17 protein-coding genes are annotated in these 25,045 nt (G+C 36.7%); 9 read left to right on the top strand and 8 right to left on the bottom strand.

Features of this window, described 5'->3' with window-relative positions:
• The first annotated feature begins 287 nt into the window (after positions 1-287).
• Positions 288-1,040 carry a PAP/fibrillin family protein gene (locus F6K15_RS13305; RefSeq protein WP_293061486.1) on the top strand — a complete coding sequence of 251 codons (753 nt, stop codon included), beginning with the start codon at positions 288-290 and terminating at the stop codon, positions 1,038-1,040.
• Between the two features lie 426 nt (positions 1,041-1,466).
• Here F6K15_RS13305 and F6K15_RS13300 read toward each other — a convergent pair whose 3' ends face one another.
• From F6K15_RS13300 to petN, 3 genes are all read right to left on the bottom strand, one after another.
• Positions 1,467-2,258, bottom strand: a complete 792-nt coding sequence (locus F6K15_RS13300; protein WP_293061484.1) for a hypothetical protein — start codon at positions 2,256-2,258, stop codon at positions 1,467-1,469.
• A gap of 38 nt (positions 2,259-2,296) precedes the next feature.
• Positions 2,297-3,286 (bottom strand): multicopper oxidase domain-containing protein, encoded by a 990-nt coding sequence (locus F6K15_RS13295; RefSeq protein ID WP_293061483.1) that lies wholly within the window; start codon positions 3,284-3,286, stop codon positions 2,297-2,299.
• Positions 3,287-3,868: 582 nt separating this feature from the next.
• Positions 3,869-3,958 (bottom strand): cytochrome b6-f complex subunit PetN, encoded by a 90-nt coding sequence (petN, locus tag F6K15_RS13290; protein ID WP_124144543.1) that lies wholly within the window; start codon positions 3,956-3,958, stop codon positions 3,869-3,871.
• A gap of 218 nt (positions 3,959-4,176) precedes the next feature.
• Between petN and F6K15_RS13285 the strand changes: the two genes are divergently transcribed.
• Positions 4,177-4,650 (top strand): hypothetical protein, encoded by a 474-nt coding sequence (locus F6K15_RS13285; RefSeq protein ID WP_293061481.1) that lies wholly within the window; start codon positions 4,177-4,179, stop codon positions 4,648-4,650.
• A 394-nt stretch (positions 4,651-5,044) separates the two neighbouring features.
• On the opposite strand, the gene F6K15_RS13280 is transcribed toward F6K15_RS13285, so the two are convergent.
• Both F6K15_RS13280 and F6K15_RS13275 read right to left on the bottom strand, forming a co-directional pair.
• The gene (locus F6K15_RS13280; protein WP_287521042.1) at positions 5,045-5,479 is read right to left on the bottom strand and encodes a bacterioferritin; all 435 of its coding nucleotides are present in this window, start codon (positions 5,477-5,479) and stop codon (positions 5,045-5,047) included.
• A gap of 238 nt (positions 5,480-5,717) precedes the next feature.
• Positions 5,718-6,107, bottom strand: a complete 390-nt coding sequence (locus tag F6K15_RS13275) for a helix-hairpin-helix domain-containing protein (RefSeq protein ID WP_293061478.1) — start codon at positions 6,105-6,107, stop codon at positions 5,718-5,720.
• 930 nt (positions 6,108-7,037) lie between these two features.
• On the opposite strand from F6K15_RS13275, the gene F6K15_RS13270 reads away from it, so the two are divergent.
• From F6K15_RS13270 to F6K15_RS13250, 5 genes are all read left to right on the top strand, one after another.
• Positions 7,038-7,865, top strand: coding sequence for a DUF4382 domain-containing protein (locus F6K15_RS13270; protein WP_293061476.1), 828 nt, complete (start codon positions 7,038-7,040; stop codon positions 7,863-7,865).
• A gap of 204 nt (positions 7,866-8,069) precedes the next feature.
• Complete coding sequence (locus F6K15_RS13265; protein WP_293061474.1) at positions 8,070-8,576, top strand: carboxypeptidase-like regulatory domain-containing protein; 507 nt, start codon at positions 8,070-8,072, stop codon at positions 8,574-8,576.
• 499 nt (positions 8,577-9,075) lie between these two features.
• Positions 9,076-9,720: a cobalt transporter CbiM gene (gene cbiM, locus F6K15_RS13260; RefSeq protein WP_293061472.1), complete on the top strand. Its 645-nt coding sequence runs from the start codon at positions 9,076-9,078 to the stop codon at positions 9,718-9,720.
• Positions 9,721-11,151: 1,431 nt separating this feature from the next.
• The gene (gene cbiQ, locus F6K15_RS13255; RefSeq protein ID WP_293061470.1) at positions 11,152-11,952 is read left to right on the top strand and encodes a cobalt ECF transporter T component CbiQ; all 801 of its coding nucleotides are present in this window, start codon (positions 11,152-11,154) and stop codon (positions 11,950-11,952) included.
• Between the two features lie 11 nt (positions 11,953-11,963).
• The gene (locus tag F6K15_RS13250; RefSeq protein WP_293061469.1) at positions 11,964-12,698 is read left to right on the top strand and encodes an energy-coupling factor ABC transporter ATP-binding protein; all 735 of its coding nucleotides are present in this window, start codon (positions 11,964-11,966) and stop codon (positions 12,696-12,698) included.
• Positions 12,699-13,026: 328 nt separating this feature from the next.
• Here F6K15_RS13250 and F6K15_RS13245 read toward each other — a convergent pair whose 3' ends face one another.
• A complete protein-coding gene (locus tag F6K15_RS13245) occupies positions 13,027-14,085 on the bottom strand; it encodes an ion transporter (protein WP_293061467.1) in 1,059 nt (352 codons plus the stop codon).
• A gap of 2,205 nt (positions 14,086-16,290) precedes the next feature.
• On the opposite strand from F6K15_RS13245, the gene F6K15_RS13240 reads away from it, so the two are divergent.
• Positions 16,291-22,008, top strand: a complete 5,718-nt coding sequence (locus F6K15_RS13240; RefSeq protein ID WP_293061465.1) for a glycerophosphodiester phosphodiesterase family protein — start codon at positions 16,291-16,293, stop codon at positions 22,006-22,008.
• A 292-nt stretch (positions 22,009-22,300) separates the two neighbouring features.
• Here the strand turns inward: F6K15_RS13240 and F6K15_RS13235 are convergent, their stop codons facing one another.
• A complete protein-coding gene (locus F6K15_RS13235) occupies positions 22,301-22,678 on the bottom strand; it encodes a type II toxin-antitoxin system HigA family antitoxin (protein ID WP_293061463.1) in 378 nt (125 codons plus the stop codon).
• Between the two features lie 17 nt (positions 22,679-22,695).
• Here F6K15_RS13235 and F6K15_RS13230 point away from each other — a divergent pair, with 17 nt between their 5' ends.
• Positions 22,696-22,809, top strand: coding sequence for a DUF4926 domain-containing protein (locus F6K15_RS13230; protein ID WP_293061461.1), 114 nt, complete (start codon positions 22,696-22,698; stop codon positions 22,807-22,809).
• Between the two features lie 490 nt (positions 22,810-23,299).
• On the opposite strand, the gene F6K15_RS13225 is transcribed toward F6K15_RS13230, so the two are convergent.
• Positions 23,300-24,994, bottom strand: a complete 1,695-nt coding sequence (locus F6K15_RS13225) for an FG-GAP-like repeat-containing protein (protein ID WP_293061459.1) — start codon at positions 24,992-24,994, stop codon at positions 23,300-23,302.
• Between the last annotated feature and the right edge of the window lie 51 nt (positions 24,995-25,045).

Genomic DNA, 25,045 nt, shown 5'->3' with positions numbered 1-25,045 from the left:
CTACAAAATTCAGCCCTGGTTTGGAGAGCAAACCTCTACGCTATTGATGTTAAATTAATTTCATACAGGTAATTATATTATGTCCGGTTGAACAGTTATAAAATAAATAACGACGGAGTCCTCAGGAGTCAGCCCACCCGCGGGCCACTCCCAGGAGGGGAAGTCAGAAGGACTGAGTCAGGAGGGAAGAAAGAAGGAGGAAGAAAAAGAACAGGATCAGAAGGAGAAAGTTTTTTGATCACTAATTATCCGGACATGATATTAATCTACAATCTGTGGAAAAAATTATGAATGATATAGCAACAATACTTGAAACAAAAATTGCTTTGAGAGAAGTTTTGAAGACCTATGATGGAGATGTTAAACAGCAGAATGTTAAGGAAAAAATTGACCAACTTTCTCAACTTAACCCGATAGTAGACCCTACCCATAGCTCCCTTCTAGAATCTCAAGATTGGCTATTAATTAGTGCCCCTTCTTTTCCTCAAGGAGAAAAACTTTCTAATGGTAAATATGCTTATACTCTGGGAAGGTTAGCATTTAATATGTTTGAACCTACCAATTTAAAGTTAGTTATTGATTCTGTTAGACAACCTGTTGTGTTGTTAGGAGAAGGGAAAAAACGTAGCCATGATATTGTAGTTGAGTTTAGTATTATTGATGAATTATTCCCACCATTAAAAGGTATTGTTCGTAATTTAGGTGTTTGTTATCCTGCCGATAATAAGACCTTACAAGTCGAATTTACCGGAGGAACTTTAACTCCACAAAAGGGTGAAAATTTGTCAATTTGGAAAGATATATTTGGTCAAGATAAATCATCAAAGAAAGGTTTAAAAGAACAATTAATGTCTGTATTTTTAAAGTTGATGTTTGGGTTAGTGCTACCTAAAGGTATGAATACAGAAACAGGAGAAATTTCTTTTACGATGAAGCGATCGCCTAAAGGTCGTTTAGAAATGCTTTATTTAGATGAAGAACTTCGCATTACACGGGGAGAAAAGGGAACTGTTCTAGTTTGTGAGCGACAGTATAAATAGTCGATCAAAGCTCTAATTTGAGTATTTAATTTATGGAGATATCTATTAGACATCTCGACCAAAAGAGGGAGTAGGACGTTGCATGCAACGTCCGTACAGAGTAGGGGGAAAGAATTAATAATTTCTGTGCGATAATTGATCTGATTTTTTATTATTGGAGATGTCTATTGATATAGTCAAAGCTCCAGCAATATTTAGGCAGTTCCGATTATAGTGTGCTAACTGATAACTGATAACTGAAATTACCGAATAATTAAGGTTTAAAGCCTCTCCTTTAAAGGAGAAACAAGTGGTCTATCTTCGCAGCTTCCCGCAGGGTGGGATGGCGAGGTCTCGGAGCCATATCCAATCGACCAAGAGAGAAAAAATTTTCCTTTTAGTCAATCCTCTTCTTTTCAAGAAGAGGTAATTATTAATTATTAATTATTAATTATTAATTGTTGAACTATTCTGCTTAATTTCCTCAATTAACTGTGATACTTTAGCAGGTTTCATCGCTGCTGTTTCTGGTGCTATAGCAGAAGGCCAAGCCTTTTTTAATTCTGTCATATTTGCTTGTATTTTTTCATCAATATCAGAATATTTACTCGCCATTTCATCCGCTATATTTGTGTATAAAATCTCTGCATAGTCAACAAAGCCTCGTGAGTCTTGATACTCAATAATTTCGACAATTTTTCCATCAATAATTGCAGCTTCATATTCTGCTCCAGCAGTATCTAATAATCCATTAATCACCTGTAGTACAAATGCTGAATTTTGACGTTTTTCATCTGGCAAATTAGAAATAGCTGTATCAATTTCCTGCACAGTTTCTTCATACATACTATTCAATTTATTAGTATCTCCAGCACCAGCTACTACAAAATCATTCAAATTATTAAGGCTACTTTTGAACTGTTTAACACCCCGCTCATCCAACTGATTTTCAATATCTATATATAATTCTTCTACCGGATGCCCAAAATGAGGTTTTGCCTGGTCTACTTTTCCGGCTGCAATTAATTCTTTTCCTACTAATAAATGCCCCTTCATTAATCCCAAGTTTGTCATATAGTCAACATCTTTACTTTCCGAATCAACAGCCAAACTAGGAGTAGACAAAAACATAGAATTATTACTCATAGTTGGCTGAATATTAGGATGAAAAGCGATCGCTAATAAAGTAGTAACAAACCCAACAAACAAATAACGGAAAACTGAATTTATTTTAACCATAATTAATTACCCGATAAATTGATAATTTACTCAAAATTTCAAGTCTGAGACAAAACCTCAAACAGACCAATACAACCACTTTCTGCAATTGCATCTTGGTGGGGATGAAACATATATTTACCTGGATAGGGATAGGAAAATTCTAGAATATGTCTTTCCGCAGTTCCCATAGTAATTACATCTGTTTCTTGTGAGGGTTTAAGACTCATACCAGTAGAATAAACCCGGAAAAAATTTGCATGAATATGAAATGTTGCGGCCGGGTCAAACTCAATCATATTCAGTAAATACAAACGTACCAGTTGATTTTGCTGAATTGATATCGGATGGGTTTTGTAATAGTTTGGCAAACCATTAAAAGCATAAAGCTCATTTTTGCCATCACCATTAGTGTCATAACCTCCCATTACTAATACGATCTCATCTGCAGGGGGACGAGAGTTGGGAGGGTCAACAATAAACATTCCGTACAACCCTTTAGTGACATGACGAGTTACTGGGGTAATATGGCAATGATAGAGATGAACGCCAAAAGGTTGAGCGTCAAATTCATAAATGGTTGTTTTCCCATGACGCACTGGACGCACTCCATCTACTTCTGCTGGATGAATACCGTGGAAGTGCATTGTGTGGGCGTGACCACCTTCGTTCTCGAAAATTATTCTGACTCGTTCCCCTTCTGTTGCTCGTAATGTTGGCCCAGGCACCCGACCATTATAGTTCCAACTAATAAAGGATACTGCTTGATTTAGTTGTAATTTAGAATTAATTGCTTTAATCTGAAATTCTCGGATTTGACGACCGTTTTCTTGTTTGATAATTCCATAATCAAATTCTCTTAGGGTATTTGTAGGATTTAATTCTATAGTATTGATGGCTGCCCTAGCTTCGAGTGATGATGACAATGCAGGTATAATATATTGAGTGGTAATGCCAGCTAAAGTTACTCCACTACCTACTAAACCTAGCTTTAGGAATTGCCGTCTGTTCCAAATTACTGATTTTTCTGGCTCTAGGGGATTAGCCATAGTTTTAGAAGATTATTGACACTTTTTATTAATAAGTCAATAATTACAATATAGTTATTTTCTATTTTTGTCAATAAGTAGCGATAAAAGTAATTCTGCTTATATCATGTTCCCCCGGAGGGGGAAGCTACGCTAACGGTTGAATACTTATAAATAACTGTTGTTAGGAGTCAGGAGTCAACCCACCCGCGGGCCCCTCCCAACCCACCCCTAACCCCTCCCAGGAGGGGAGGGGAAGAAAGGAGGAATACACAGGAAATATTGGAGATGGGGTATTGATAATTTCAGTATTTATTTGGTACTGTCGGTACCCGGAGTCCTTAAATTTTATTATAACTGACCCGTCCGTTAGCGTAGCTCCCCCGGAGGGGGAACATTATATTACCTATATTTATTGATGGATATTTGCTTGAGGAGATGAGGAGGAATTTTATATAAATAATTATTGGTTAAGCAATGTTATTTCCCAAAGTTGATGGGGAGAGGTAACAGACCTACCCCATCTACTGGTATTGCTCAGAAAAGGTATTTAGTGCGATCGCATCAAAAAAAATTAGGTTTATAAAAACTGATGCTTAGTTTCTAGAAACCGTTACGACCCCAGACTACCATAGAAATAGAGAAACCGAACACAACTAAAAGTGAAACCCAGCCTAATGACAAAATATCCATAACTACAATTTAGAAAAAGATAAACATTTACTCCAAACTTTATAATATTTGATTTAGGGTATTTTGACTAGATGAAAAAATCAAAAGTATCAAACAGGATAATAATATTAAGTTTATCGCAATTTATGTATAAATTTAAGTATGTCAAGCCGTCTGAAAAACAAGATAAGATTAAGTGAGACAAAAAACTGATGGTAATCAATAAAAAGATATAATATATGGTCAATAACTCATCAAATTTTACCTTCACAGAAAGAATAGAATCTCTCAAAGCAGGAACTATAGCTGGTATTTCCCTATTTTTAACCTCTGGGGCGATCGCTTTCGGCAACAGCCTATTTTTGGCCCATAAGTTTGAGTTATTGGCAGATTTAGAAACAATAGCTCTAAGCTGGAATGTTTTGTTTCAGGGGGCGATCGCTTTTATTAGTGGATTTCTGTTTGGCGTGACTTATCGTTATATTATCCGTCAGGATAGCAACCCCCATCTAAAATCTGGAGCAGTAGTGGCCTTTGGTAGTGTCAGAGGTTTGGGACAAATTGATGTGGGATTAAGTTATGGGGATACATTTCTTGATTTATGGCCTTTAATGGTCTTGGGAATAGAAAGTGTAGTGGCTTTTGCTGTGGTTGGCCTTGTTTTGGATTGGAGTATTAATCAAAAGTGGATTAAATCTTTTCCTTCTTTATAGCAATATGATTTTAGTTGTGAGATATTGAAAACTTTTACGGAACAGAGACCAGGGAACAGGGAACACAGAAGAAGAAAAAAACGTATCATATAAAAATAATAATTGCTATATTCTATACTTTTAAGGAATATCTCAATTCTCACAACTAATTCCTGATTGCTATACCTAATTAAGATGAATAAATATTTAGCAATAAAAAAGCGGATAATTTTTGGTAAATAATCGATTTTTTTTAATCAAAATAGTTGATATTTTTCTTTAGTATTGGATAAAAATGAAGCAATCCGATTGCTCTTTCTCTAGTCCTAAATAATATGTAATTTCTGGGCAGATATTCACATTTTTTAGACGGATTGCTATGATAATTTTAGATATCTACTCTAAGTTAAATTAATCAACTATAGTCACGCAACATTTTTTTGATTTCCATGTTATGTAACTCTTCTTGACCAATCATGGTGCGAGCATATTCTTCTAAATATATACTTGCGTTTTCTACAATTTGTAAGAAGCTTTTATATAGTTCTAAAGCTTTAGCTTCATGGTTAAGGCTTTCCTTTAAAAGGTCTGGTACTGAATGTTGATTTGTTTCTTCAATTGGAGCGACTTTTAATGTGGGATGACCTTCTAAACCTGTTAATATTTCTCCTGCTTGTTGAGCATGAAGTAAAGATTCATTTGCTTGGGCTTGAAAAAATTGTACAATTGGTATGCGATTAGGTCCTGTTACCATGAGGGAGTAGTGAGTATAGCGCACCACACCTGCTAGTTCAAATTCCATAATAGAGTTTAATAACTCTACAGCTTTTTCTGTATTAAGTTCTATCATTTTAGTGTCTCAATTCTTAATTTGTTCAGCTTAATTGTCACTTCTGAATTATATATATTTAATCCCAAAAATACATGATTTTAACTTTTATTTAAAGAAGCACTCAGCACTCAGCAGTTAGCAATCAGCAGATTTTTTTTCAGATGTCGATCGGGTTGCTTTTACCTTCCCCAAAATTAATTGCTGATAGCTAATAGCTGATGGCTGTTTGCACAGCATTTCCTGGGAAATGCTTATATTAATTTTCTTCTTCTTCTTCTTCTTCTTCTTCTGGTGATGGGCTGGGTTTTGCAACAGTTATATCATTCTTCACAAAGTCTAATTGTTGAGGACTAATAACTTCTTTGACCGCCAGTTCATTAATATCTTTGTAAGGACGATTTTCCTTAATTTTTTCTGGTAGCTCCGGTATGTTTAACTTGATTGCTAATTTTTTTAAGTCTGAGTCTGAAGCATCATTTATATCTATTTTGCTCATGTTGTCAGTAGCAGTAGATACTGATGAATTTAAACTATTAGGACTAGCGTTAGGATCTACAGTTGGAGTAGTTGTATTTGCACAGGAACTCATGGCGATTAAACTAGCAATGATTCCAGATAAGGATAGAAAACGAAAGTGATTCATCATATGAGTTAAGTAAGTTTTTTGGCTCATGCTAAGACAATTAAATATTGTAAGGGGTCTTAAAAATATTGACAATTTTTTACATATTAGTTTTTTTTATTTTATCTTTATTAAAGTCATAATCCTATCATCTTATTTTTGATAGTAATAGTTATTAACTCAAAGTTTAAAAGTAATTTTAAATCTTTAAAAGATAAATAATGACAGAGGTGGCTAAAAGTGAATAACGAATGGGTGTGCTATTTGATTTCTCTGGCGTTGCTACTATAACCATCTCTCCACCCTGCAATACTTCTACTAATACTTATGGGTAAGGGATAGCTTTGAAAGGGGGAATGCCTTCTGCCTCATTCAAAAAAAATTTTAAAACTTAATTATTATTTTGTCCACATATAGCACTACACAAAATAGGTTAGGGAAATTATAAACACTTAAACTCAGTCAGGGATTGCTTCTGACTTCTGACTTCTGACTTGCGCGTAGCGCTATAATGCCCTCCCTGGGGATTGTTAATTTTTGTAAAAAAGTGTTTACTAAATAACATAGATATGTAAATCATCAAGGCCAAAAAAATCAGCAATATTTGAGAAAAATGGTCACTGGTGTCCTTGAAAAAGGCAGAAGGGAAAATCTGGCGTTGTCTGAGTTTTCAGCTTTTGATCTGTCCTCACCTTTCCTTCCACTGCTATAGCAATGTGCGCTGGCATATTTACAAATTGCAGGAGGTGTCCAATAGCTAAAAGTCTTATATGATAAACTTTTTATTCCCCCTGTTGCTTTCCGGAGCTGTTGCCTGCGCGCAGCACTATATAACCCCCTTGAGGGTGGGGTCTTAAACCCGCCACAGAAAAGATAATTCTCTGTAAATCAAAATGCCATACCTAAAAATTTGCTTACTTTCAAAATCCTATCCATAGAACTAAGTAATAAGTAATGAAGATGAGAAAACAGCTTTTAATATGGTTAAAATTGGCCTTTGTCATCCCTAGTGTCCTACTGAGCAGTTGTCAAACCCAAACAACTGAAAATACTCCAGGCACTCTCCAACTTCGTGCCAATGGAGAAGACTTTGTCAGAGAAGGTTTCGTTACTAAAGATGGGTGGAAAGTAACATTTGACCAACTCTACGCGAATTTAGTCGAAGTCACTGCCTACCAAACAGACCCACCCTATAATGCTGAAACGGGAGGAAAACCAGAGGCAAAAGAAAAAGTCATTCTTGCTCAAACTAAAACAGTAGACTTGGCAGAGGGGGATGAAACTGCGGAAGCTATTTTGGTAAGCGAGGTATCTGCACCTCCAGGTCGCTACAATGCTCTCTCTTGGAAAATGCTCAAAGCAACAGTTGGCCCAGCTCAGGGTTATTCTTTATTAATCGATGGCACAGCAACTAAAGATGGTCAGACTATACCTTTCACCTTGAAAGTTGACCAGGAGCTAGAATTTACCTGTGGAGATTTTGTTGGGGATGAGCGCAAAGGTATTCTCCAAGGTGGAGATACTGCTGAATTGGAAGCAACATTCCATTTTGACCATCTTTTCGGTGATGGTAATGTGGCCTTAGATGAAGAAATTAATCAAGAAGCATTAGGTTTTGCACCTCTAGCAGCGATCGCTGAAGCAGGAAAAGTTGAAGCAGATATGGCTACATTGAAAAGCAAACTTTCTGCTGATGACTACCAAAAGTTAATGGCAATTTTACCCAGTTTGGGTCATGTAGGTGAAGGCCATTGTTATGAGTCATTAGTCAGTCAAAATTAAAAAGTCAAAGATAATTTTTGTCTGGTAATTTTTAAGCATTCCGTAGGAAATGCTTACGGTAATTTATTGGACTTTTAGCCTTGTAAGAAATCTAATCAATTAAATTGGCTAATTTTAGTAATTCGGGAATTTCTATAAAATAAATCCAATTTAATTGTAAATAATGGCAAGATTGCTAAGGTAAAAATTATCCATAGGTAAGATATGAAATGGCAATTTGTTATTCCTTTAATATTTTTATCTTCAGTAAGTTTACAGGGAAAAGCCATCGCTCATGGAGTGAAAATTCAGCATCAAATTACTCAGGCAATTAAGATTAATGCTACTTACGATACTGGCACTCCTTTACCTAATGCTTCTGTCACAGTTTATGCTCCTATCGAACCAAATAAAGTTTGGTTAAAAGGTACAACTGATGAGCAAGGAAATTTTATTTTTTACCCTGATTCTTCTCTGTCTGGAACTTGGGAAATTAAGGTGCGTCAAGCTGGTCACGGTGGGCTAGTCAGTATTCCTTTTCAAGTAGACGAATCTAACAATTATCATCATCATAATGTCAGCAAAAACCACAAGTATTTAGCAAATATTTCTAATGATTATAACCCACTACAAAAAGGATTAATGATTGGTTGTACTATGTGGGGTTTTGTGGGAACTGGTTTATTTTTTTGGCGATTTAAAACTCAAGACCGACCGCAAGAAGAACATTAGAATAATGTTTATTAATGGATAATTGATAATTATCTCTGGTTAAAACCGTTACGGAATTGAATATAAGGAAATATTATTTCTTCTCTTATTCGATTGGATATGGTTAGGAAATCCATCCATCCCATCCTACGGAATGCTCCGCAAACTACCGCTTTTTTTCCCTTAAAAGGGGAGGCTTTAAACCAGAATTATTTAATTATTAATTACTATATTAATTATTAATTATTCGGTAAGCATTCAGCTATCAGTAATTAGTAATGAATAATTACTTCTCAGGTTTTGTCCTGGGACTTTGACAATAACTTTTTAGTCTTTTTCAATTTCAAAGGTTGCTTTTACGCGGACCGAAAATTAATAGCTGAAGTCCGCAGTTCTGACCTAGGAGGCTAGCTAATAGCTGACGGTTGTTTGCGAAGTATTCGGCAGGAAATGCTGATAAATAACGCAGTAATCTTCTTTCATATTTGACCTTTGTCAGGATAATTTTAAATCTTTAATAATGCATATTTCAGAAGGCATTTTGCCTGCTCAACTCTGTATTAGTGGCTATGGAATTACTTCTTTAATTACCTGGTATTCTCTACGCCAAATTAATCGTTTACCAAATCCTCAAGCTAGCATTCCTAAAGCTTCTTTATTAACAGCAGCTTTTTTTGTGGCTTCTAGTATTCATATTCCTATTCCACCAGCTAGCGTTCATTTAGTACTCAATGGTTTGTTAGGAACTGTTTTGGGTTATTATGCTTTTCCAGCTATATTGGTTGGTCTATTTTTTCAAGCAATAATGTTTGGGCATGGTGGTTTAACTACTTTAGGAATTAATGCTTTAATTATGGGAATACCTGCACTTTTGGCTTATCAAATATTTCAGCTACGTCATATTTTAGGAAATGGAATTAAGGAAAATTTATCTATGAGTATTTTTGGATTTATTGCTGGAGCTAGTGCTATTGGAGTTTCTAGTTTAATATTTTTTACGATAATTATTACAAATGTACCTTCTGGGTTTGATACTGTCTTAGAGCAGAGAGTAATTTATGGATTAATGATTTCTCATATTCCTTTGATGGGAATAGAAGGTATTTTGACTGCAATGATTATTAGTTTTTTGCGTCGAGTTATGCCAGAGCTTTTACCTTCTTAGGACTGTTGTATAGTTAGGGGTGGGGAGTAGGGGAGTAGGGGAGTAGGGGAGTAGGGGGAGATTAAATATTGAAGTAATTATAGAATTATCAACATGTATATAAGCTATATAAGTAAGCATTTCCTGCGGACTGCCGCGCAAACAGCTTTTTAATGAATGAACCAAGTATTTGCTTAACTTCTACTACATTTTTTAACAAAGAATTGAAGCACAAGAACAACGAGCTGAAATTGTCCACTAAAGGTAATAAAGCTGATAGCTGAACGCTGACCGCTGAATGCTTACCTATATAACCAGATTCTATATGAAACTCTTACTAGGAAATATCGTGATGGAAAATAGGTGAGGGAGGAAATTTCATAGGTTATACGCAGAAGGAAGAAGGAAGAAGGAAGAAGGAAAAATCTGGCATTGTCTGAGTTTTAAGCTTTTGATATGTCCTCGCCTTTTCTTCGACTACTATATCCTTCAAATTAATCTTGAATAACTATTAGTTAGTCAAATTTTTAACTACAAGTTTTTCCTTCTTTTGTTATTTGTTTCTTTGCTTTCAAAGTTAGGTGTTAGATAGAGCAGTAAACTTTTATCGTATACAGCAAATAACAGTTAACATAAAGTATTAGGTAAGTGAGGAAAACTTTTAAAAATTTACTGAATAATTACAGCAGTTTCCGAAGTTCTGAAGTACAGAAATTAACAATTTAATGATTCCAGTGTGGGCATCTTGCTCGCTTCGAGGTATACCTCACCCTTGCTAGAATTTTCTGTAAGATTTAAGTCCTCTTCTTTAAAAAATAAATCAAGAAAAAATAACAATTATGCCAATCTTATCTATTTTAAGGAGAGGTCATTTCAGTTATCAGTTAGCCTCCTATCGGAGGAACTTTCCTATCGGAATGCTACGCAAACGTTAACAGTAACTCTTGCAATAAGGAGGCTTGAAATATGGAATATTTTCTTTTTTTTATCTCCTTAAAAAGGGAGGCTTTAGACCACAATTTATCGGTAACAATTAATTATGCAGCCATATAAAAATAAGTTGTACAAATTTTATCTGGTTTTATCTGAAATAAATTGTGAAATATGGCTTCCATCAAAAAAACTGTTCGGGTTATTTTTACACGAGTCCTATTAATTGTTGAAAATTTATTACCTACAAGTCTGGATAATAGGGATTTGGAAAAAATCTATCCTTTTACACAGATCAAATACTCCTATTATCAAAATAATTGGGTTGCGCAACCCCACCTTTTAAGGCGAAATATTTTTGGAGTCTTACTCAAATCCTCGTTACAAAAATAACTTCTGACTTCCCCTCCTGGGAGGGGTTAGGTGTGGGTTGACTTCTGACTTCTGACTTCGTTAACCCTACTCCCTTATTTATAAGTATTCAAGCGGATATAATATAACACCTAGCACCTATTTATAGTAATGAAATTTGCCCTAGATGAATATGCCAATTTAAACTCTCCAATACATCAGTGGGATGTGAGATATAAACTTATCGCTTTAATGGCATTAATGTTTGCTTTTGCTACTGTGAATAGTTGGTATTTAATTCCACTAATGCTTTTAGTAACTATTCTGCTTTATGGAGTTTCAAAGCTACCTTTATCATTTTTAATTAGTCGATTACGTTATCCAGGATTTTTTTTGTTAGGAGTAATCGTATTATTACCTTTTTTATCTGGTCAAACAATTATTTGGCAATACGGATTTTTGACAATTCGCCAGGAAGGATGTCTGGCAGTTATATTAATTGTTAGTCGTTTTTTTGCTATTATGACTACTTGTTTGATTTTATTCGGTACAAGTTCGTTTCTAACAACAATAAAAGGAATGAGACAGTTAGGAATTTCTCCCATTCTTACCGACATACTGTTGTTATCTTATCGTTATATTTTTGAAATATCTAATCAACTGAGTATGATGCTTAAAGCGACTAGATTAAGAGGTTTTCAACGCAGCAAAATTAGTTTGAGAAATCTATCAGTTTATGCTGCTCTTGCAGGTAGTCTTTTAGTCCGAAGTTATCAACAATCAGAACGAGTTTATCAGGCAATGTTGTTGCGCGGTTATGGCAATGTGTTACATAATAAAAATAATAGAATATATTCTAGCTCTAGAAACAATCTTAAATCTAGAACTGACTCAATATATCTATTCCTCTGTCTGATAATTGCTGCTAGTTTTGTCATGGCAGAAATATTTTTTTTTACTGTTAATAATTAGTCATAGATCAAATGCAAGACGATTACCCACAAGCTGGAGTCTATGTTAAAGATTTATTGTTTGAATATCCACAAAATGAACCGATTTTACGGAATCTTTCATTGACAATTAAGCCTGGAGAAAAAGTCGCTTTGTTAGGACCTACAGGTACAGGAAAAAGTACTTTTATGGAAACTTTGGTAGGCTTAAAAAAACCTGTATCTGGTGAAGTTTGGATTCAAGGAATTCTCCTAGAAGAAAAAACTTTATCTCAAGTACGTCGTCAAATAGGTTTTTGTTTCCAAAATCCTGATGACCAACTATTTATGCCTAGGATTTTAGAGGATATAACTTTTGGTCCGCTTAACTATGGTTTATCTCCAGAAAATGCTACAGAAATTGCTAATGATTTGTTAGTAAAATTTGGTTTAGAAAAGTATGCAGATAGATCTGTATATGAACTTTCAGGAGGTCAAAAAAAATTGGCTGCTTTAGCCGCTGTTTTAGCATTAAAACCAGAAATTTTAATATTAGATGAACCGACTAATGGTCTAGATCCTTTATGGCGAAAAAATTTAGCTAAAATTATCTTACAATTACCAGTTAAAATTATATTAATTGCTTCCCATGATTTAAACTGGGTTGCTAAAGTAACTCAACGTACTTTGATTTTGCAATCTGGTCAAATTCAAGTAGATACTTCTACTGAAAATATTATTCAAGATAGTTCAACTCTTGAATATTACGGTTTACCTATTGATTATTAGACATTTCTAGAAAAGAGGGAGTAGGCGGAAATAATTAATAATTGATAATGGATAATTGATAATTACATCTGATTGAAAATAGCAGTCAGCATTCAGCACTTCAGCGGTCAGCTTTCAAGGCATAATATGGGGGATACTCAAGAAAAGCCGATCCGCGTCTTATCACACCAAGAACACGCACACCACGCGCTTTTTCACCCTAAGCGTGCGGGACACCGAACCCGCCAATTTTAGCTGATAGCTTGTTAAAGTGGTAGGTGTTCAACAATTATTAATTATTAATTATTAATTATTAATTATTAATTATTACCTCACTCCTTCCTGACTTTTAACGATGAAATTTGCGCATTGTTTCTTGATAAAGAACCATAGCAAAATCTTTAATAATTTCCTCATTTTGAAAATAATTTCCGTACTTTTTCTTTGCGGTTTCGATGCAAATTTTCATAATCTCAGATGATTCCTCAATATAGTCAACCATCGCCTGCTTTTGCTCTTGTTTTGTATGATGATGTCTAAAGTCTGGGTGTATATGATGTCTGAGTTCTGAATGTAAGGGAAATGTAGTTTCTGCACTTATTTTAATATCTTTTCCTACTGGATGAACTATTTTTTTACCCCTTCTTTTTTGAACTTCTTCTGCAAAACCAGATGCAATTATACCTGCTGGTAGACCAAAAATTCCGATACCTAAAAATGCTACAGCAGCACTTAATAATTTGCCTACATTAGTCGTAGGATAAACATCTCCATAACCCACAGTTGTTAAAGTTACTACTCCCCACCACATAGTCTCTAAAATGCTAGAAAACTTTTCTGGTTGTGCTTCATTTTCAGCAAAAAACATGAGGCTTGAAACAAAGACTAATACAAAAATTACTATTAGCAATGTAGCTATTAGTTCCTCTTTTTTGAGAACTATAACTTTAATAATAGTCCGCAATGACTCAGAATATCTACTAATTTTAAATAAGCGAAATAAACGCAGTAATAATGTAAACTTTATAAATCCTAAACTGGGAAATAATACTTGCAAATAAAATGGCAAAATAGCTATCAGGTCTATTATGGATAAGGGGGTAATTATATATTTTAATCTCCCACTAATAGGATGACGATATTTAGGATTAATTGTACATACCCATATTCTGATAAAATATTCTAAAGTAAACAATCCTGTGATCATTATTTCGATTAATTCTAAATCTTCAGAATAAATATCTGAAAATGTGGGAGAAGTTTCCAAAATAAACGCACTGACACTAATGCTTGTTAAAATAGTAATCAGCAAATCATCTAGCAAACTAAAAAAATTTTTCTGGTCTGAATATTCAAAAATATAGTAAATTTGCTCTTTCAAAGATTTACGTTTTTTCTCTATTTTCATAATTTTTTTTACTAACAAAGTTAATGTTTACATTGATTTTTTTCTGCAATTTTAAGAAGGGAATATGGAATAGCGGTATGACCTAGTGCCGCTACGCGGAAGTTAAAAGCGAGTGCGTAATTCTGAGGTCCCCTCAGAATGTAAGACGCACTCAAGACAGTCAATCATTTTTGATTTGTAATTGTTTTAGGATTTTGTAACTGGTCAGTTATTTCCGCCATCCTGCACTAGGGTAGACAAAGCGCTTTAGCTCCTTTATCAGAAGCTAAAAGTAACTGGTAGTACATCAGGAGAAGTAAGAAAATTCTGATAAATATAGCAGTACGTTCTTTGGCGTTTGACAATAAATCTGAGTGAAAAGGGAGTAGGGAGTAGGGAGGTAGGAAGTAGGAAATAGAGGAATATTTATGTAGTGCTATAAATTCCGTAGCGCCGTGAATTAAGCATAGGGGTTTAGGGATTTTTTTTGGTACGCATTTTTTTTGGCGCTGCGCTTTTAGAAAAAGAGGGTTTATAATAGTCTAATTTTATTCTAGCAATAAAAATTTCCATATTCTTACATCAAAATATATTGACTAATAATTTCAAATATTAAATCCAAAATTGTTTCTTTTAATACTTACTCATTGATGCCAATAAGTTAAAATATAAAAGTATACTCTTTCCTGAATATCGCTACAAAGGGAAGTGTTCAACAATTAACAATTAATAATTAATTATTAATTATTAATTATTAACAATTACCTCTTCTTGAAAAAAAGATGATTGATGCGGAGCGTGAAAATTTTTTCTTTTCTTGGTGATGGTCGGCCAGCGAAGATATATAGCGCTGCGCGCAGGCAATAGGCAATAGGGGGAATAAAAATCTGTTTGCGCAGCATCTCCGTGGGAATAATATAACGCTTTTAGCTATTGGGCAATTCCTGCAATTTGTAAATATGCCAGCGCACATTGCTATATCGCCATCCCACCCTACGGGAATTTCCGAAGATAGACCGCTTTTTTCTGCTTTAAAGGAGAGGCTTTAAACTTTAATTATTCGGTAAAAATTAAGTTATCTCTATATCTTTCAAGATAGAAAAAATCAGACTAATAGCTGAGGTGCAAATTTCTATAGTCAGACATTAAAAAAAATCTCTACCATGGCAGTAAGTTGATATAAATTAACCTAAAAGACTAATCTTTATTGATTGACAAAAAAACAATATTGATTTATCAAGTTAGTCATTTTTCAGCTCACCAAAATTATTTAGTATTTCCATGAAGATTAGCAAAAAAATTTTGATGTTAAGCGACTAACTTAATTTTCATAACTAACTTAAGTAGTAGTGCAAAAAATTTGTATATAACTGTAAGTATTTCCTGTGGAATGCTTACCGAATAATTAATAATTAATAATTAAATAATTCGCGCCTTGAAGCCTCCCCTTTTAAGGGGAAAAAGCGGTCGTTAGCGCAGCTTCCCGTAGGGTGGGATGGCTCCGAAACCTGCGCCATATCCAATGGACCAAGAGAAGAAATAATATTTCCTTATATTCAATTCCGTAACGGTTAAAACCCGAGGTAATTATCCATTATCTATTAATGAAATATAACTTCCTCTGTAAACCCTTAGAGAGAGAGAAGTTAATATCGCAGTCAAAGAAAAGGGCACACACAGGTCAAAAGCTTAAAACTCAGACAACAATATTCTTCCTTTTTTATTCTGCTAAACAATTAATTTTGCTGAAGTACCTATACTAAACTTTTTCAGGACTTAGGCATAACCACCAGATATAATTAACGGCCGTTAACCTCCTACAAATGGTGTATAATTTCATCTTTTGTGTAAATCCTGTTTTCTTTTTGTAGCCTAAAAAATATAGATAAGATATTTCCTATTTTCTGTAACTTAAACTATTTATTTTATTTCTTTAACCGAAAAAAAATCTTTTCTTAACCTCCTGGAAATATTTATTTAATCTTCACCCAATAAGATGTCTTGGGAATTAGTAAAAATTTCCAATTGATTTATATATCAAAGCTGAAAGAGTCAAATAGACATTTCAGCTTGTTCAGACATTTGGATTTAGATTGATTCCTCAAAATCAACTACGAGGCATATTTCTTGACTGTATTTTCATGCCTTAGATAAAACTTTTTTTTATCAAATTTCCAAATAAAAAATCAATCTAAAACATCAATTTTAAGGTGAGAGGAGAATCAAATGGCAGAATTAACAGGATTTGCTGTATTACCAGCAGACACATTTGCAGAAGGTCCCCCATCAGGAAACTTCATTGATACAGATAACCGACCCACGCCATTTGACAGTCAACCAGTACAAGGATTTAGTGGCGTTCAATTTGCTCCTGGTAGCGAAGATGGCAGCACCTATTGGTTTCTCTCTGATAACGGTTTCGGTTCTCAAGGAAATAGTGCAGATTATTTGCTCAGACTATATCAAGTTGACCCCGACTTTGCTGGAGTTGAAGATGGCAATGCTAGTGTTGAGGTTCAAGATTTTATTCAACTAGCAGATCCTAATAATCTGATACCTTTCGATATTGTTAATGAAGATACAAGCGATCGCCTCCTCACTGGAGCAGACTTCGATCTCGAGTCTTTTGTCATCGCGGATAATGGCGATATTTGGATTGGAGAAGAATTCGGACCTTATATCCTACACTTCGATAGTATCGGAACTTTATTAGAAGCTCCTATTGCCACTCCCAACCCTATTGAACTCAATACCCTTAACGGCCAAGATCCTCTAGTTATTGCCCACAGGGGTGCAAGTGGAGACTTACCAGAACATACCCTAGTAGCTTATGAAGCAGCGATCGCCGCTGGTGCTGATTTTATTGAACCTGACTTGGTAACAACATCTGACGGTGTACTTATCGCTCGTCACGAACCACTGCTAGATGATACCACCAACGTTGCTGAAGTATTCGGTCCAGAACGCCAAAGCACTAAATCTCTTGATGGTGTAGAAAAAACTGGTTATTTTGCTGAAGACTTTACTCTTGCAGAAATCAAACAACTACGCGCAGTTCAATCTCGTGACTTCCGCGACCCTGAGTTTGATGGGTTATTTGAGATTCCGACATTAGAAGAAATCATCGAACTTGTTCAAAGAGTAGAAGCAGAAACAGGTGTTCAAGTTGGCATCTATCCCGAAACCAAACACCCTACATTCTTTGACGAACAGGATTTATCTTTAGAAGAACCCCTAATTCAAACCCTGCAAGATACAGGTTTCACAGACCCAAATCGCATTTTTATTCAGTCGTTTGAGTTTGCCAACTTAATTGACTTACAACAACAGTTAGATGATGCAGAACTCGGAGATATTCCTTTAGTTCAACTATATGGAAATACTACTGAAGGAGCTAATCCTGAAGCTGGGTTCTCCTTCCCCTTCGATATCCGGTTTAATGTTGCTGAAGGTAACGACTTAGCAGCTATTTACGGTCAAGAATTCCTAGATGCACTAGATACTCCTCTCTCTGAAAATACAGTTTATGCAGACCTGGACAGTGCAGAATTTCTAGAAGTTATTGGCGACCTTTATGCAGAAGGTGCAGGACCTTGGAAAAATAATATTCTGTTGCGCAACTCTTTAGATACTCCAGTTGATGTAAATGGAGATGGAGAAGCAGAAATTGACGATCAGTTGACAGGAGAAATTACTTCCTTTATTGATGACGCACACGATGCAGGTTTACAAGTTCACCCCTACACTTTGCGAGATGAAGAAAGTTTCCTCACACTCAACCCTAATGATACTGAGGAATTTGACAGCCCGCAATTAATTGTCAACGCCTTAATAGGTATAGAACGTCCCGGTGGAAATGCTGCTCTTTATAGTCGTATTGATAATACTCAAACTGACGAACAAGGTAATAATCTAGAACCATTCTTTGACTTTACATTCACTCCAGCAGATTTAGTCTTAGACCCAGATACAGGAATAGTTTCTACGCCAGCTATTCCCTTATTGGTTGCTCCCGAATTTGCTGAAGAAATAGCTAAACCTGAGTTAGCAGGTGAAGAAGCAGGTTTCTTTATTGACAACTTTTTGTTAGAAGAGAATGAGGAAACAGGTGAGTTTGTCATAGTTGGTGGTCCAGACTCAGGTAGCTTCAACAGCGTCTTTATATCCGAAGACTTTTTGAATGATAACGATCTAGATATTGTTCAAGGAAGTGGTACAGTCGATCCAATTGATACTGAAGTTGACACTTCTGGTTTCGTGGGATTTGGTTTTCCTCTGTCAGAAGATTCCGACGTCAGTTTTATAACAGACCCAGATACAGGGTTACTTATTCCAACAGGAGGAGCTTATGTTGCTGAGGGAAGTATTTCCTTTGAAATTTTAGGAACAGGAACACCTCAAACTCCTGAAGAAGAATTTGAACAACTGATAGACATTGGTGCAGATGGTTTCTTTACCGACTTCACACGTACAGGAATTCCCGTTCGGGATGCTATTGTTGCTGACGAAGTACGAGCACCCCAAAATCCTAACCTCAATAATTTCAATACCCTCGACGGTAGCGCACCAATAGTTATCGGACACCGAGGTGCAAGTGGTGACTTCCCAGAACATACTCTAGAAGCATATCGTCTAGCGATCGTTCAAGGTGCAGACTTCGTTGAACCAGACCTCGTAACTACTTCCGATGGTGTTCTTATTGCCAGACACGAACCATTACTAGACGATACCACCAACGTTGCTGAAGTATTTGGTCCAGAACGCCAAAGCACCAAAATTCTTGACGGTGAAGAAAAAACTGGTTATTTTGCTGAAGACTTTACCCTAGCAGAAATCAAACAACTGCGTGCTGTTCAATCTCGTGACATCCGCGACCAATCTTTCAATGGTGAGTTTGAAATTCCTACCTTCCAAGAAGTTATCGAGTTAGTACAAGAAATGGAAGAATTCGGGTTTGAAGTTGGTATCTATCCTGAAACCAAACACCCCACATTCTTCGATGAGCAGAATTTATCCTTAGAAGAACCTTTAATTCAAACCCTGCAAGATACAGGTTTCACAGACCCTGACCGTATTTTTATCCAGTCCTTTGAAGTTCAAAACCTACTTGAGCTGCGCAACGAAATATTACCTGCTCAAGGTCTCGAAAACCTAAAGTTAGTGCAGTTACTCGGTGACACTGAAGATGACTTCATCAACGAAGGTGGCGGTGGGTTCTCAGTACCCTTCGACTTCGTTGCTAATGCTGAGGAGTTTGAACCCACTGGTATTGATGCGATCGTAGACCAGGTCAACTATGCCACTTTCACCGGTAGTGCTTTTACCGTAACCCTTTTAGCTGAGAAAAATCCCGGACCTGGAGCTCCCCAAGAGATACTCGATCAGTTTGGCAACCTCCAAGATACTAACCAATTTATTCTACAGGATGCCACCAATCCCGATAACACTGTCGTTCTATTTGCTGGTCCAGACAGCGCACCTAAGTCCATCGAAGTTACCATTAGCGAGGCAGGTACAGTTACCATTAATGGCGATGAAGTCGCCAATAACTTTAGCCAGCAAGTTCACTTTGGCCTAATAAACAGCTTACCCATTGGCGATCCTACCGGATTAGGAGCCGAAAGCTACACCTTTTCAACTAACAATACTCTGAATCCAGAGAGCGATCCTCAGTTTGCTATTTATTCCGAAGTTGAAAACGAATTCATCATTGCCGCCGAGGAGTTGCCCTTTGCTAATTCCAATCAAGACTTTGACGACATGATAGTTAAAGTTAGTGGAATTGCTCCTGTGGGAGAAACTCAAGCAGACATTTCCTTTGATCCTGAAAGGCTACAACCTCTCTTAGAAACGGCTAATACTCGTGCTATCTACGGCAACCTAGCTGACCTAATCGACTTCTCTAGTGTTCCTACCTACGCCGACCTAGCAAACCCGGAAGTAATCGAACTGATCGGTGCCTACGCTGACGGTTTAGGACCTTGGAAAAATAGTTTCTTGCTCCGGGATGATATAGATACACCTGTTGATGGTGACGGTGACGGTAACGCGGAAATTACCACTCAATTAACTGGGGAAGTATTACCAATAATAGATTGGGCACATGATGCAGGTTTACAGGTTCATCCCTACACTTTGCGTGATGAAGAAAGTTTCCTTACTCTCAACTCCGATGGTACACCTCAAACACCTGGAGAAGAATTTGAACAACTCATCGAAATTGGTGCAGATGGTTTCTTTACTGACTTCCCTGCTACTGGCAGCATAGTTGTAGAGCAATTTATTGATGAACCAAATATACGGACTTCCCGTGGTTATGAAGGTATGGCATTCAGTCCCGATCGCCAAACTTTCTATCCTTTATTAGAGGGTGCAGTTGTTGGCGATCCAGATAATGCTCTCCGGATCTATGAGTTCGATCCTGAGTCTAGCTCTTTCACCGATCTAATTGGTTTCTATCCTACCGATGTAGTCGGTCATGCCATTGGTGATTTTACTCCCATCAATGACGATGAATTTTTAGTTATTGAACGAGATGGTCGTCAAGGGGATGAAGCTCAATTCAAGAAAATCTTTAAGATTGACATTTCTGTAGTTGACGATGAAGGTTTTGTTGCCAAAGAAGAAGTTGTAGACTTACTAGATATTGACGACCCCAACGACCTCAACAATGATGGCGACACTACCTTTGACTTCCCCTTTTTCACAATTGAGGATGTGTTAGTTATTGATGAAGACACCATTCTAGTTGCCAATGACAACAACTATCCTTTCTCTGAAGGGCGACCTCCGGCAATTGATAATAATGAAATCATTCTGTTGGAGTTAGATGAACCTCTGGAATTAGCAGAAGGAATAGGAATAGAAATAGAAATTCCTACAGTCGGTATTGAGGTTGAACCTGATACTGTTGATGAAGATGGGGATGAATACACCTTAACTTTCAACTTAAGTCAACCTGCTCCAGAAGGAGGTTTACGGGTAGTTTGGTCAGAAACAGATTCTGATGATGCTTTCGGCGATATAGATTTTCCTCCTGAGCTAACTAATGCTTCTAACCTGGAATCTCTGGACCCAGTTGGTGATGAACTCGCACGTTCGGCAATTACCATTGAGGAAGGGGCAACCACAGCAACCGTTACCTGGACAACTCTTTTTGATGGTGAGGAGGAAGGAAATGAAACCACAACTATTGAGTTGCAACCAGAAGATGATTATGAGGTAGATCCAGAAAATCAAGAAGCTCAAATCGTTATTGAAGATACACCTCCTGAGGAAGACCAGTTAATTGAAGGTACTCCTCAACCAGAAGTTCTCAATGGTGACACTGGTGACGATACTATTTCGGGATTGAATGGCGCGGATACCTTAGCAGGTAGTTTTGGTGACGATGAAATAATTGGTGGTCGTGGCAGTGACTTCCTATACGGGCAAGATGGAGATGATACACTAGAAGGTCGTCCTGGTTTTGACTTCTTGTTTGGTGGTGATGGAAATGATGTCCTGAATGGTGGTCAAGGTCGCGATCGCATTAATAGTGGTCCGGGATTTGATTTGCTGACTGGTGGAGCAAGTATTGACCTTTTCATCTATAGTGGTAGTGAACCATTCGACCCCAATAATTTCGGTATTGATTCGATCACTGATTTCCAACCAGACCTCAGACCAGAAGAACCAGGAAACCAAGGCGACTTAATTCTTTTAGATAAGTCAACTTTTAGCGACCTTAATAGTTCTGCTGGAATAGGTTTCAGTGATAATAGTGATTTTGAAATAGTTGCTACTGATGACGACGCATTTGCATCAGATGCTTTAATCGTCTACAGTGAAGATTCTGGTTTTCTTTTCTATTTCTATGAAGGTAATTTAGGTGGTGACTTGACTATATTTGCTGAACTTGATGGTGCACCTACTATTACTGAGGATAATTTCCAAATTAGGTAAGAAGGTAACATCTTTCAAGTAGTAGAGACAAATCTTTACCTTTATTAGGGAGGTTCCATGGAACTTCCCTATATTTATTTTTGAGAGACCTTTATCAAAAAAGATTAACCAAAAGGAAAATCCTACCTACTACATATCTATGAATAAAGAAGGAGAAATATGGAAAAATTTACCGAAAAATTGTGGTTTAAAGCCTCCCCTTTTAAGGGGATAATAAAGAAAAATTTTCATCTCTTTGTCAATCCTCTCCTTGAAAAGAAGAGGTAATTATTCATTATTCATTATTCATTATTCATTGTTGAATCAGCTCTTGAATTTGATTTTCTGAAAGTTTATAGTTGCCATTCAATACTTCTAAAATAATAGATTCACTGCCCAAAATAGGAATTAAATCTTGAGGAAAAATCTGAGATTCTTCTAATAAAGCTTTCAGGAGTTCAACACCACGAATAGTAGGAATTGGTTCGTGTTTTTCTTCATATTCATAGACTAACATTCCTAATACTTTGAGATAATCGCGGTCGTCTTTTGTCAGGGAACCTTTATCTAAAATAGAATTAATCCGATTTTGAGTAGCAATTAATTCAGCTTCGTTAGTTATAGGGCGAGGCGGAAATGTGGTAATTAATTCTAGATAATAATTGTTAGGAGTTTTGAAACCAATCGTCATTTTTCCAATTTTCCTTAATGAAATTTCCTCTATTTTCTCAAGTTCAATTAATTCAAGATATTCCTGAGTTTAATCTCAAAAAAGGTAGTATTGGGGTAATTGTTGAATATTATGCTATTTCTGAAGGATAAGATGGCTATAGTGTAGAAGGTTTAATTTTTCAAGATACAGTAGAAGTTGCTGAATCTCAAATTCAAGTAATTGAATTTGAATTCTTGAGCAAACCTTGTACATTTATTTAGGCGATCGCCCTATTTGATCTACTCAAGGCGATCGCCTCAAATCTTTAGCTAAATCTCACTACTGACATAAGTTAAGGCTGACTCCATCTAGATGAGTACCATAACTATTAGGTTCCTCAAAAAGCGAAGCATCCTCTGGCTTCCCCATCGTTCAAAAGCGAAGCATCCTCTGGCTTCCCCATCGTTCAAAAGCGAAGCATCCTCTGGCTTCCCCCTTCCCAAGGGGGACGGGAGGGGGATTCCCAAGGGGGACGGGAGGGGGATTTCCAAGGGGGACGGGAGGGGGATTAAGGGGGACTTTTAGAGTCTTATTCCCCCCAATTTTGGGGGGGTAGGGGGGCTTGCATCATACCCAGAATCAGCAACGCCTAAAATCCTACTACTGACACAAGTTAACGCTTACTGCATCCAGACGAGTACCAGCACCATCAGTTATGTCATTGAGGTTATCAAAGCTGAGAACAGTTTCAGTGCTTGTTGCTTCCAGGTTGTAGGTTTTCACCTCCCATGTATCACTGTCAACTTGATCAAATGCTTCAACTAATTCCGAACCCCAATATACATCCATTGTGTTATCTTCCACTATAGTGGAATCATCATTACCTTTAAATGCAAAAGTTAGCTTGTAGGTTTCTCCTGGTTGGGTAGAAATTGTCTGAGAAATTTTAGTCGTTGCATTTAAACTATCTAGATCCACAAGTTGTAACCCATCGTAGGGACTGGTGACTAATCTGTTATCAATTTCGATAAATGGCCCGGTAACTAGCTCCCAACCTTCGATCGCTCTTTCAAAACTAACACCAGGGACTGTTGGAATTTCTGGTGTTTCAAAGCTGCCATTGACTACTAAGTTATCTGGTGCTACGTTGTCGCAAAGGTTGTACTCATCTAGGTTGTTTAACCAAACCTTGTTAGGCTGATCAAGATTAGCAACAAAAGCATCAAAGTCACCATCTCCATCTACATCTCCTAAACTCACATCTAAGCTATTGGAATTCCCCAAAGCTTGCTGTGAGTCAGTGAAATTGCCGCTACCATCATTTAACCAAACTTTGTTAGGCTCTTCGTAATTAGCAACGAAAGCATCAATATCGCCATCTCCATCCACATCTGCTACACTCACATCCTCGCTCTTGGAATTCCCCAAAGCTTGCTGTGAGTCAGTGAAATTGCCACTACCATCATTTAACCAAACTTTGTTAGGCTGATTCTCCACATTAGCAACAAAAGCATCAAGAGCGCCATCTCCATCCACATCTGCTAAACTTACATCTCTGCTCTTGGAATTCCCCAAATTTTGCCCAGAGTCAGTGAAATTGCCACTACCAGCATTTAACCAAACCTTGTTAGGCTCTTCGTAATTAGTAACAAAAGCATCAAAGTCACCATCTCCATCCACATCTCCTAAACTCACACCTAAGCTCTTGGAGTCCCCCAAAGCTTGGCCAGAATCAGTGAAATTGCCACTACCATCGTTTAACCAAACTTTGTTATTATAATACATAGTACTAAAAGCATCAATGTCACCATCTCCATCCACATCTGCTACACTCACACTTATGCTATTGGAACGATCCAAATTTTGCCCAGAGTCAGTGAAATTGCCGCTACCATCATTTAACCAAACTTTGCTGGAAATACTACCGTTAGCAACAAAAGCATCAAAGTCACCATCTCCATCCAAATCTGCTAAACTCACATCATTGCTAAGGAAATTCCCCAAAACTTGGCCAGAGTCAGTGAAATTACCGCTACCATCATTTAACCAAACTTTGTTGGACTGAGCGCCATTAGCAACGAAAGCATCGATATCGCCATCTTCATCCACATCTGCTAAACTTACATCCCTGCTATTGAAATTCCCCAAAGCTTGCCCAGAGTCAATGAACTCAATAGTCGGAGCAGCATGGACTGTTGTTATCGGCATGGCAAACATCACAACTGCCATTACCACTGCCAGCACAACCCGAAAACATTTACCCAAAGTTTGTTTCAGTTGTGGTAAAGAATTAAATTCATTCGCCATCGTAGTTTCAGTCACATTTGTTTTCTGTAGCCATCTTGAAAATGTCATAATCGAAATTAGTCTCCTTGGTTATTTTTGTGATCTACGTTAAGAACATCA

It is taken from the genome of Okeania sp. SIO2B3, assembly GCF_010672525.1.
Classification (GTDB): domain Bacteria; phylum Cyanobacteriota; class Cyanobacteriia; order Cyanobacteriales; family Microcoleaceae; genus Okeania.
The sequence above is the reverse complement of the archived record's forward strand: the minus strand, read 5'-3'. Positions and strand labels throughout refer to the sequence as shown.